General features: G+C 57.5%; 10 protein-coding genes. 9 read left to right on the top strand and 1 reads right to left on the bottom strand.

The window, feature by feature from the left end; all coding sequences use genetic code 11:
- Positions 1–11: 11 nt before the first annotated feature.
- The 5 genes from HY2_RS13560 (at position 12) to HY2_RS13580 (ending at position 3893) form a co-directional block, all read left to right on the top strand.
- Positions 12–590: a VOC family protein gene (locus HY2_RS13560; protein WP_034828548.1), complete on the top strand. Its 579-nt coding sequence runs from the start codon at positions 12–14 to the stop codon at positions 588–590.
- Between the two features lie 12 nt (positions 591–602).
- Positions 603–1316, top strand: a complete 714-nt coding sequence (locus HY2_RS13565) for a glutathione S-transferase N-terminal domain-containing protein (RefSeq protein WP_034828550.1) — start codon at positions 603–605, stop codon at positions 1314–1316.
- 149 nt (positions 1317–1465) lie between these two features.
- Positions 1466–2794 carry a spinster family MFS transporter gene (locus tag HY2_RS13570; protein WP_034828553.1) on the top strand — a complete coding sequence of 443 codons (1329 nt, stop codon included), beginning with the start codon at positions 1466–1468 and terminating at the stop codon, positions 2792–2794.
- Positions 2795–2826: 32 nt separating this feature from the next.
- The gene (locus HY2_RS13575) at positions 2827–3219 is read left to right on the top strand and encodes a nuclear transport factor 2 family protein (RefSeq protein WP_034828555.1); all 393 of its coding nucleotides are present in this window, start codon (positions 2827–2829) and stop codon (positions 3217–3219) included.
- Between the two features lie 17 nt (positions 3220–3236).
- Positions 3237–3893, top strand: a complete 657-nt coding sequence (locus tag HY2_RS13580) for a carboxymuconolactone decarboxylase family protein (protein ID WP_034828556.1) — start codon at positions 3237–3239, stop codon at positions 3891–3893.
- 4 nt (positions 3894–3897) lie between these two features.
- Here HY2_RS13580 and HY2_RS13585 read toward each other — a convergent pair whose 3' ends face one another.
- Entirely contained in the window at positions 3898–4548 is a 651-nt protein-coding gene (locus HY2_RS13585; protein WP_034828558.1) for a GntR family transcriptional regulator, read from the bottom strand.
- 169 nt (positions 4549–4717) lie between these two features.
- Here HY2_RS13585 and HY2_RS13590 point away from each other — a divergent pair, with 169 nt between their 5' ends.
- The 4 genes from HY2_RS13590 (at position 4718) to HY2_RS13605 (ending at position 11567) form a co-directional block, all read left to right on the top strand.
- Positions 4718–5926, top strand: a complete 1209-nt coding sequence (locus HY2_RS13590; protein WP_034828560.1) for a CaiB/BaiF CoA transferase family protein — start codon at positions 4718–4720, stop codon at positions 5924–5926.
- Positions 5927–5951: 25 nt separating this feature from the next.
- Positions 5952–7601 (top strand): long-chain fatty acid--CoA ligase, encoded by a 1650-nt coding sequence (locus HY2_RS13595; protein ID WP_051595050.1) that lies wholly within the window; start codon positions 5952–5954, stop codon positions 7599–7601.
- Between the two features lie 194 nt (positions 7602–7795).
- Positions 7796–10030, top strand: coding sequence for a TonB-dependent receptor (locus HY2_RS13600; RefSeq protein WP_034828562.1), 2235 nt, complete (start codon positions 7796–7798; stop codon positions 10028–10030).
- 466 nt (positions 10031–10496) lie between these two features.
- Positions 10497–11567, top strand: coding sequence for a PLP-dependent cysteine synthase family protein (locus HY2_RS13605; RefSeq protein WP_051595051.1), 1071 nt, complete (start codon positions 10497–10499; stop codon positions 11565–11567).
- The last annotated feature ends 90 nt before the right edge of the window (positions 11568–11657 follow it).

The following is an 11657-nucleotide window of genomic DNA, read 5'->3' on the forward strand; positions in this document are numbered from 1 at the left end:
GAGGAGCCCCCATGACAAGACCCCAAAACAAGGAATTCGAATTTCTCGGCGTGAACCATCTGGCCCTGGTCTGCAAGGACATGGCCAAAACGGTAGAATTTTACCGGGACATTCTGGGCATGCCCCTGATAAAGACGATTGATCTGCCGGGCGGCAAGGGTCAGCACTTCTTCTTTGATGTCGGAAATGGGGATTGCATCGCTTTCTTCTGGTTCCCGGATGCGCCGACCGCCGCCCCCGGTGTGGCCGCGCCGGAAAACCTGCCGACCCGCGGAAACATCCGCTCCGCTCACGGCTCAATGAACCACATAGCCATCAATGTCGCCGCCGACAAGTTTGACGAATACTATGACAAGCTGAAAGCCAAGGGCATTGATGTGACGGACATCTTCAATCACGACAATTCCGACACCCAGATGTCGAAAGACATCACCAAGGACGTTTTTGTCCGCTCAGTTTATTTCTTTGACCCCGATGGCATCTGCCTTGAATTGGCCGCCTGGACTGCTGAGTTTGATGAGAGCGACGTTCGACACGCCCCCGTGCGCGCGGACGGCAAACCCGCTGAAGACATGCTGCCCGTCTCATAAGCGGAGGCTGTCTTGATAGACGTACATTTTGTCCCGACGCCGAATGGTCACAAAGTGTCGATCATGCTGGCAGAGCTGGATGTGCCGCACCGGCTCATCCCGTACAACATGCTGGCAGGCGATCACCTGAAAAAGGAATTTCGCCGCATCAATCCGAACGGAAAGCTGCCAGCGATTGTCGACCATGCGCCACAAGATGGCAGGGGACCTTTCCTCGTCTTCGAATCCGGGGCAATCCTGCTGTATCTTTCTGAAAAGCATGAGGATGCCTTCATGCCGAAAGGCCTGCGGGGGCGCTCTCTCGCCCAGCAATGGCTGATGTGGCAGATGGCAGGCTTCGGCCCGATGCATGGCCAGGCGCACCATTTCATCCGCTACGCTCCGGAAGGTCAGGAATACCCCGTCAACCGCTACCGGAATGAAGCCATCCGCCTTCTGAATGTTCTGGAACGACGGCTTGAGGAGGCAGCCTATATGGCCGGAGATGACTATTCGATTGCAGACATGGCAACCTGGCCTTGGGTCCGCGCGGTGCGCGCTATCCAGATAGATCTGGAGTCTTATACCGCCATCCGGCGCTGGTATGCAGAGATCGAAAAGCGACCCGGTGTTCAGCGCGGTACTGAAATCACCAATGAGCGTAATCTCGCCAGTCTCCGTCCAGAGCTGACAGAAGAGGCATGGTCCAACCTGTTTGGCGAGAACATGCTGAAAAGCGGGCGATAACTCCTTCTTCCCCCCCGGTCATTCTGCAAGGCCTGGCCGGAAGATATTCAGACTACAGCGCAAGAAATACCGTAAACTTTGTTGACACACTAAGACCCGGCAGTACGATTTCATCGAAGGCGCGACAGACGCCACGAAGGGGAGAGATTATGGCTGAGACCTTATCCGGCACAGCTGTGCCCAGCACGACCGTTATTCAGGCTCCACCGCTGCGGCGGATGCTGGCGCTGGTGATTCTGATGGCCATCGGTTCCATAAACTATGTTGACCGGCAGCTTCTTTCCTTGCTGATCGAGCCTATCCGCCAGGATATCCCGTTAAGCGACACAGCCTTCGGTCTGCTGACCGGCCTGTGTTTTGCCCTGTTCTATGCCTCCATGGGCGTACCCGTTGCCATGATGGCAGACCGGATCAACCGTGTACGGCTCGTCGCAGTTGCCTGCACAATGTGGAGCGTCTGCACGGGATTTTGCGGCTTTGCCCAGAATTTCTGGCAACTGGCCCTTGCCCGCTTTGGCGTTGGCATTGGCGAGGCAGGCGGCACCGCGCCATCACTTTCAATCCTGTCAGACTATTTCACCCCGGAACAACGCCCCGCGGTGATTGGGCTATACACCGTCAACGGTCCGATTGGCGTATTCATCGGCATCTCGCTCGGTGGCTTCATCGCCGCGCACTATGGCTGGCGCATGGCCTTCTTTGCCGTAGCATTTCTTGGTGTCGCCCTGGCACCCATCCTCTGGCTTCTGGTGAGAGAGCCCATGCGCGGCGCTACGGAAAAGTCCACTGCCCAACAGGTCAGCGAACCTGCCCCGTCTCTCATCTCCACCATCCGTATCTTCTTGAAACTGCCAACCCTCCGCTTTCTATTGCCAGCCAGCGGTCTGCTCGCCTTTGTCAGCTACGGCTTGCTGAACTGGATTCCGGCTTACCTCATGCGTGAAGCCGATATGCAGCTGTCAGAGCTCTCGCTCTGGTTCGGCCCGGCGGCAGGTATTTGCATGGGCCTTGGCATATGGAGCGGCGGCGCGATTGTGAACATCGGCGCGAAGAAAAGCCTCACCGCCTATGCCTGGGCGCCCGCAGCATCCGTCATCATCGGCATCCCGTTCCTGATTGCAGCCATGTTCATGCCGGGGTGGCAGCTATCGCTTGCCCTGCTTCTGGTGCCAATGGTCTGTATCGTGATGTATGTCGCCCCGGCCCTTGCCCTGACTCAGAACCTTGCCCCCTTGCGCGCCCGCGCCACCGCAACGGCCCTATTGCTGCTGTCCTTCAATCTGGTCGGCATTGGTGGCGGACCTTTGATGATCGGTATCTTCTCTGACATGTTCACCGCAATGGGGGCAGAGCACAGCCTGCGCTGGGCTCTGCTCTCAACTATCCCGATCTCGCTTGTCGCCATGGCGCTTTACATCATGATGGCCCGCACGATCACGCAGGATCACGCCACCCGCGCTGCAGAGACCCCAGCCTGATACGAAAAGAAAGCACACCAAAGGAGGATGCCATGACAGACACCGAAATGAGAGCCTTGGCCAAACGCTTCTTCGACAGCGTTGAGGCTGGCGATATTGACGGATTGGTCGCCTGCTACGCCCCGGATGCCAAAATCTGGCACAATACGGACCAGCAGGAACAGACCCCTGAGGATAATCGGAAGACCCTCGCCGCAATGGTCACCCGCATCAGCGACCGCCTCTATGACGACCGTCGCATTGATGTCTTCCCCGGCGGTTTCGTCCAGCAGCATGTCCTGCGTGGCACCCGTATGCACGATGGCGAACGCCTCAGTCTGCCCGCCTGCGTCATCTGTCAGGTCAAGGACGCCAAGATCACCCGCCTGGACGAATATTTTGACTCCGCCCATGTCGCCCAGTTCCGCAAGTACGCAAACGCCTGATCAGAAAGCGAAATTCCATGCCCGCCATCAAACCCGTTCCCCGCAAGGACATCACAAACGATATCATGCTCGCCTATTTCGAGCGCCTGTTCGGACCTGACCGCGACCCGATTGATGAGCCCGGCACCGCCACAGGCTCGCCCGGTGACTGGTGGAGCGTCTTTGCCAATTCCGAAGAAGTGTTCGAGCATGCCGTGGCCGGCTTCAAACTCTACCGTAGTCCGAACATCAAGCTGGACCCTGTCCTGCGTGAGCTTGGCCAGACGCGTGTCGGCTGGGCCATCGGCAGCCAGTTTGTCTTCTCCCAGCACTGCAAGCTGCTGCGCGCCCTTGGCCTTGCGAATGACAAGATCAAGGCCGTGGCCCATTGGCAGGTGTCAGACCTGTTCGATGAAAAGGAACGTGCCGTGCTGGCCTATGCAGATTGCCTGTCCACCGGCCGCGGCCGCACGCCTGTTGAAGTTATCGAGAAACTGAAGACCTTCCTCAGCGATGAGGAGATCATGGAATTCACCTATATCGTCTCAATGTACGTCATGCATGCCATCATGTCCCGCGCCCTGAAAACTGAATTTGATGACCGCCCCGAAGCGATTGTCGAAGTGGACGCACCGGAAGGCTTCAGCACGGCAGACTTCCTGGATTCCCGGCCGAAGGACAAGAAAGACTCCTGACCCGTCAGGCCGTCTTCCGGTTCGACAGCTCCCGGCTGATCGCCGCGAAGGCGGCCTTGATATGGCTGATCATGACCGATTCCGCCCACTGACTGTCACGCGCCTTGAACGCGGCAATCAGTTCGCGATGATGCTGCATTGAGCGCGCCCGCTCTTCCGGGGAGTAATGCTCGATCGTGCGCAGCACTAGCGGCGCCTCAACCACAAGGTTTGATGCGCTTACCAGACGAGAGCTTTTCGCCGCCTCGACGATGATGCGGTGAAACTGGCTATTTGCGCTGGCCTCTTCCGGCACAACTGGCTGCTGGCCTGCCAGATGTTCCATCCGGTCCGCCAACGCTTCAAGTTCGGCAATCTGCGTGTCGCTGATCCGGGTCGCCGCACGCCGCGCGGCATAGCCTTCGATCAGCGTCCTCAATTCATACAAGGCTTCCAGATCTTCTCCGGCCAGGTCAGCCACCTGCGCGCCATAGTTCGGGCTGAACTCGGCCAGCCCCTCGCTAACCAGCCGCCGCAGGGCCTCTCGAACCGGCGTGCGCGAGACATCGCACAGCACCGTCAGATCGGATTCCACCAACCGGTGTCCGGGCGGGAACCGTCCGGAGATAATCTCGGCCTTGATGACCTCATAGGCCTGGCTACTGGCACTCGCCATGTGTCGCTCCTCAGCGCGTCCGGGAATCCCGCATTAAACGCAACCCGGCATAATCGTATACAATAAATTTGTTATTACACTTGAAACTGTCAATTTTTTTGTCATAAACGTCTCCGTTGAATACAATCATAAAGCAGATCAAACAAATTGATCGCACATGGGAGGCAGTATGAGCGTTACCGGCGGGTCCAAGCTGCAGGGTCCCCTGCATGGTCTGACAGTCATAGAAATGGGCCAGTTGATTGCCGGTCCGTTCTGCGGCCAGCTGCTGGGAGACTTTGGCGCGGATGTCATCAAGGTCGAATCTCCGGACAAGGGCGACGCCCTGCGCCAATGGGGACAACCCGGCTATCCGATGTTCTGGGAAATCCTCGGGCGCAACAAACGCTCTGTCACCGCAAACCTCCGTGTTGAGGAAGGCCAGGCCCTTGCCCGCCAACTGATCGCCAAGGCAGACATTCTGATCGAGAATTTCCGCCCTGGCACGCTCGAAAAATGGGGCATGAGCCCTGAACTGCTGATGGCAGAGAATCCGGGACTAATCATTGTGCGTGTGTCCGGTTACGGACAAACTGGCCCCTATTCCGGCCGCGCAGGCTTTGGTGGCATTGGCGAGGCCATGGGTGGCTGGCGCAGCATTGTCGGAGAACCGGACCGGCCGCCATCTCGCATGGGCGTCTCCATTGGTGACAGCCTGGCTGCGACCTTTGCCTGCCTAGGCGCGCTCGCCGCACTGGAGGCCCGTCACCAGACCGGCAAGGGACAGATCGTCGATTCCTCCCTTTACGAGGCCGTGCTGCACGTGATGGAAAGCCTTGTACCGGACTATGCCATTGCGAATTTCATCCGCACACGGTCCGGATCCATCCTGCCCGGCGTCGCCCCATCAAATGTGTATCCCTGCAAGGATGGCGCATTCCTCATCGCCGCCAATCAGGACACCGTCTTTACTCGCCTGTGCGAGGTGATGGACAGGCCTCACCTTGCCACAGATGAGCGCTACGCCACGCATACCGCACGAGGCAAGCACCAAAGAGAACTCGACGACATCATCGCCGAATGGACCAGGGACTATACCGTTGAAGCCCTCGAAGCTCTCATGGCTGAAGCTGGCATTCCAGCAGGCCGCATGTTCAACCCGGAAGACATGCTCGCAGATGCCCAGTTCAAGGCCCGCGAATCCCTGATCGAGATTGACCATCCGAAGTGGGGAAAGCTCCCCATGCAGAATGTATTTCCAAAGCTCTCCGGCACCCCCGGCTCCATCCGGCGGGTCGCCCCCCAAAGCCCCGGTGTGGACAATCAAGAGGTCTACACCAAGCGCCTGGGCCTTTCCGAGGCAGACCTCGCAACCCTCGAACAAAACGGCATCATCTGAGCCATCACCGGAAGGAGGACAACCCATGCACGGCCTCATGCAACATGCAGAACTCACTCTGGACAGATTGCTCACCCACGCAGCCCGCTGGCACGGAAACACACAGATTGCCTCCCGCTCTGCTGATGGCGTTACGACCCATACAGACTATGCAACGGTCACACGCCGTGCGCATCAGGTCTCCAACGCCCTGCGTGCAGAGGGCACCAACAAGGATGACCGCGTCGGCACAATGGGCTGGAACGGCTATCAGCATTTCGAAGCCTGGTACGGCACAATTGGCATTGGCGCGATCTGCCACACGTTGAACCCGCGTCTACTGAACGATCAGATTGCCTATCTCGTCAATCATGCCGAAGACCGCATCCTACTGGTCGACAAGGCCTGCCGGGACATTCTGGAAGAGATCCTGCCGCAATGCCCCAGCGTTGAGCACATCATCTTTTTCGACGAGGTATCCCCCACCCCCATCACAGGTAGTGACCTGCCTGTCACCGGTTATGAAGCCTGGATTGCAGACCATTCGGAGGTCAGCCAATGGGGCGGCTTTGACGAGCGCCAAGCGGCTGGATTGTGCTATACATCCGGCACCACGGGCAATCCCAAGGGCGTGCTCTATGCGCACCGCTCCAACTATCTGCATGCGATGATGACACTCGGGCCGGATGCGCTGAACCTGTCGGCCCGTGACACCATTCTGCTCGCCGTGCCGATGTATCACGCAAATGCCTGGGGCGTAGTCTACTCCGCTCCCATGGTTGGTGCCAAACTGGTCCTGCCGGGACAACAGCTGGACGGCGCGTCCCTTTACAATTTGATGGAAAGCGAAGGCGTCACATATTCCGCAGGCGTGCCGACCATCTGGCAAATGCTGCTGACCCATCTGCGCGAGACCGGCAAGAGCTTCTCTACGCTTCAGCGCGTTACAGTGGGGGGGGCGGCCTGCCCGGAATCGATCATCCGCGAATTCCGTGACGTACACGGTGTGGATGTCATTCAGGGCTGGGGCATGACGGAAACATCTCCGCTTGCCACCGTCTCCATCCCGAACCGGCGCATCAGCACGCTCGGTCAGGATGAGCAGCTCGCCTACAAGCTGAAGCAGGGCCGCCCGCTTGCGGGTATAGACCTGAAACTCACTGATGATGAAGGCCGCCGACTGCCGCATGATGGGTGCACACCCGGGCGTTTGATGATCAAGGGCGCCACGATCGCCAACCAGTATTACGGCCACGACACAGATGCTCTGGATGAGGAGGGCTTCTTTGATACCGGTGACATCGCAACCCTGGACAATGACGGCTACATGCAGATCACAGACCGCGCCAAGGATGTCATCAAATCCGGCGGCGAATGGATCAGCTCCGTTGATGTCGAAAACATTGCCATGGGGCATCCTGCGGCAGACATCTGCGCCGTGATCGGTATTCCCCATCCGAAATGGGATGAACGCCCTCTTCTCCTTGTCAAGTTGCACAAGGGCCAGAGCGCTTCAGCCGACGACATGCTTGCCTTCCTGAAAGGCAAGATCGCCACCTGGTGGATGCCCGACAGAGTCGAATTCATTGATGACATGCCGACGGGCCCGACAGGAAAGATCGACAAGAAAAAACTGCGCGAACAATTTGGGGGTGTGACATTTATTCACTCCACCAACGCGGCAGATAATAATTAGCAATCTAATCAATAAGTTGGAGGATACGCACCGCCACCAGACACGCTGCCTGCAGACTATCGACGCTCCTCACTGAGGCAATGTCCTGAAAGACGCCGGCCAACCCACTTGCTGCACCCATAAAAATAAATTAGCTAACTAAGTAAATGAGCCGGATACAGCGTAGGCGTAGACTGGCATAAAGGGAGGAAAATATGAAAACGGGTATATCAGTACTAAGTCTCGCTATCGCTCTATCCACAATCTCGGGTATTGCTGCAGCGCAAGACGCATCCAATCAGGACGAGCAGGAAACGCGCAAGCTGGCGACCGTCACGGTCACCGCGCAAAAACGCGAGGAAAGCCTACAGGATGTTCCGATCTCCATGGAGGTCATGTCTGGAGACAAGCTGGATGATCTTCAGGTTAATGACTTCCAGGACATGACACGCTACGTGCCGAACGTCGCCGTTCAGCTGACGGCCGGCAACAATGTTGTCTACATTCGCGGCTTCGGCTCCCCGGCCGCCAACTTCTCTTTCGACCAAGCGGTCAGCCTTTATGTCGATGGCGTCTATGCCGGCAAGTCCCGCCAGACTCAGGGCCCATTCTTTGACCTGGAACGCGTCGAGGTTCTGCGCGGCCCGCAGGGCGCCCTGTTTGGCAAGAATACAGCCGCCGGTGCTGTCAGCATTGTCTCTGCCGGCCCGACCGACACGTTCGAAGGCGCTGTCAAAGGCATCTACAATTTCGATCTCGAAGGTTTTGAAGTGTCCGGCCATGTCTCCGGTCCGATCAGTGAGACCCTGTCTGGCCGTCTCGCCGTCAAAAGGCTGGACCAGGACGGCTGGATCCGCAATATCGGCAAAGGTGGCCAAAAAGAGCCGCAGGTCGAACAGACCCTTGCCCGCGCCACACTGCTTTATGAGCCGACCAGTGATTTCGATTATACTCTGAAGGCGGAGTTTGGCGACAATCGCCGCACTGGCGGCATGAACGTCACCGGCCGTCTCGATGTTCCGCAAGACCCGGAGCTGACACGCTACGTCACGGATTCCGTCGTAGGCGAAGAAGGCACCGAAGCTACCTCCTGGCTCGTCTCCGGCACTGGCAACTGGGACATTGGCGAATACACACTTACCTCTGTGACCGGTTATTCCTGGTTCCGCGCAGACATCAACAATTATTTCGACCAGCAGGCCCCAGATGGCACCATTGTGGCTAACAGCGTCTACAACAGCTATCCGGAACACTTCCGTCAAGTCTCCCAGGAGCTGCGCCTCCTGTCCCCCACCGGCCGGAAATTCGAATACATTGTCGGCGCCTATTACGACTCCGCCCGCTATAACCTGACCCAGCTTGGCGGCTTCAATATCTCGGCTCTGAATTATGACGGCCTCAGCCGGTCGGACTTCTCCCAGTTCAGCAAATCCTACTCGATCTTTGGGCAGGGTACCTATCACTTCTCTGACACCTTACGCACCATTGGTTCGCTTCGCTACACCAACACCGAAAAGCGGGCGGGGTTTGACGGGGAACTAATCTACGGCCCCTATGCGCTGCGGCCGCTGACCCAGGCCAATGGCGAAATCAGTGAAGACGGTGTTGACCCCTCCATTACCCTGCAATGGGATGCGCACCCGACCAGCATGGTCTATTTCACCTATGGCAAGGGTTCGAAATCCGGCGGGTTTGTTGGCAACACCTATGGCACGGTCGACAGCACCTTCACCTACGACCCGGAAGAATCGGAAAGCTTCGAGGCCGGCATCAAGTCCACCCTGCTGGACGGGGCCCTGGTCCTGAACGGCGCAGTGTACGAAACCAGCTTCAAGGATCTACAAACATCCGTCTACGATCCAAATCTGTCCACCTACATCACTGGCAACGCCGCTAGCGCGAAGTCGACCGGTGTGGAGGCCTCGCTGGCCTGGGTGCTGTCAGACAATTTCAGCATCACTGCCTCGGCAGCCTATCAGGATGCGAAATATGAAGACTACCCCGGCGCAGCCTGCCTCGCCAGCCAGCCTATCATCGAGTGTGATCCGGCAGACCCGGCCAGCGTGGCACAGAACAATATAGCCGGTAAACCGCTGCCTTATATCTCAGATTTCAGCGGCAACATTCAGTTCAACTATACGCGAGACCTCTGGGACGATCTCATTTTTGACAGTGTGCTCGCCGTCACCGGTAGATCTGAGTACTATGACTCCGACAATCAGAGCCCGCTCTACGGTCTCCAGGAAGGCTTCTCCAAGGTCGATCTTCGGCTACAAATCGCTCCACATGATGAGCGTTGGCATGTCGCCCTCGTCGGCAAGAATCTGACTGACAAGATCACGACCGGCAGTGCTTTCAGGCTGCCTACCCCGATCACCAGCGTCTCCCGTGCCATCATGTATGTGGAACCACCACGCACCATCGCTCTGGAAGCGGGCTTCCGCTTCTAAAGCGCCGCATAGTATTTTTTCTCTTAAGTCTGGGGCCACGGGAATCATCCACGTGGCCTCTTTTTTGTGCCGCATGCTACGCTTTCGCTCTGCGCGCCCATGAACCGCATCTGGCACTCCGGCAGTCGCCTGGAGCCCCCACATCCAGTCATATGGCTGAGGGGAATTAATCCCCTGATAATAAAGGATTTCACCTATTCCGGCTCGCACTCCGCATTCTTGATCCGAAGGGCCTTCTCCCTGCCTCCTGGTCTGGTTTACGGCCGATGTGCCCCGCTTAGGGCCATTCCTTTTCCCCAAATGATGCAATAATATTAGATCATTTTCCCAAAAATACCGCATCTCCCAAAATATATGGGACAAAATTCTCCCCCAAATCAGATAATAATCATCCCCCAATGATAAATCGAAAATGAGGCGAGGCCCTTCAGTGAGAGCAGCAGCTGATACCTATCAGAGCACCCCAGTGGCGTTTCGTGAAGAGCGGAAAGAGCGTCCCCAATCCTATCGGGACTGGGTTCGTCAGTCCGTCATCCGCATCCGCGCAGAGGCAAACCGCAAGGGTGACACGAACCTTATCAAGCTGCAGCTGAATGAGTTTCAGAATGTCGACATCTATCTCAAGGATGAGAGCGCTCACCCTTCCGGCAGTCTGAAGCATCGCCTCGCACAATCCCTGTTCCTGTGGGCATTGTGCAGTGGCCGTATTGGTCCGGACACCACCATTATCGAATGCTCCTCCGGCAGCACGGCCATCTCCGAAGCCTATTTCGCCAAGCTACTCGGCCTGAAATTCGTCGCTGTGGTTCCCGAAGGCACTGCCTGCAAGAAGATCCAGCAGATCGAATTCTATGGCGGCCACTGTGAGCAGGTGCCCGCCTCCGAGATCAGCGAACATGCCTGCCGTCTGGCAGAGGCCGAGAACGGCTATTTCATGGACCAGTTCACCTATGCCGAACGGGCAAGCGACTGGCGCGGGGAAGACAATATCGCCGCCTCCATCTTCCGTCAGATGGCGGATGAAGAGTGCCCGATCCCGGAATGGATCGTTGTAGGTGCAGGCACGGGTGGCACGTCCACCACGATTGGCCGCCATCTTTCTTACGTACGCACGGGCAACAAGACGAAGCTGTGCGTTGTGGACCCTGAAAACTCCGTCCTGTTCGATTATTATTGCTCAGGCGATGAGACACTGCGCTCTGCCATGCCGTCCCGCATTGAAGGCATCGGCCGCCCGCGGGTTGAGCCCTCCTTCTTTCCGGAACTTGTCGACCGCATGATGAAGGTCCCGGACCATGCCTCCATGGCGGCCCTGCATTATCTTGAAGGCCTGACCGGGCGGCGCTTTGGCGGCTCCACCGGCACCAATTTCTGCGGCGCCTATCGGCTTGCCCGCGAACTGGAAGCTGCAGGCGAAAAGGCCAGCATCGTCACGCTGATTTGTGATAGCGGCGAGCGCTATTTTGACAGTTATTACGACGCTGAATGGCTGAAAAAACACGGATATGGCCAGCTGGATTTCCCGGCCTGCCTCTAGTCTGCCCTTGCCGGGATATGGGGAGACCCCGTCTCGTATCCTACACTGTTGAAGGGCAAGAAAGCCCCTGATCTGCCTCCGGATCAGGGG

The organism is Hyphomonas pacifica (assembly GCF_000682675.1).
Taxonomy (GTDB): domain Bacteria; phylum Pseudomonadota; class Alphaproteobacteria; order Caulobacterales; family Hyphomonadaceae; genus Hyphomonas; species Hyphomonas pacifica.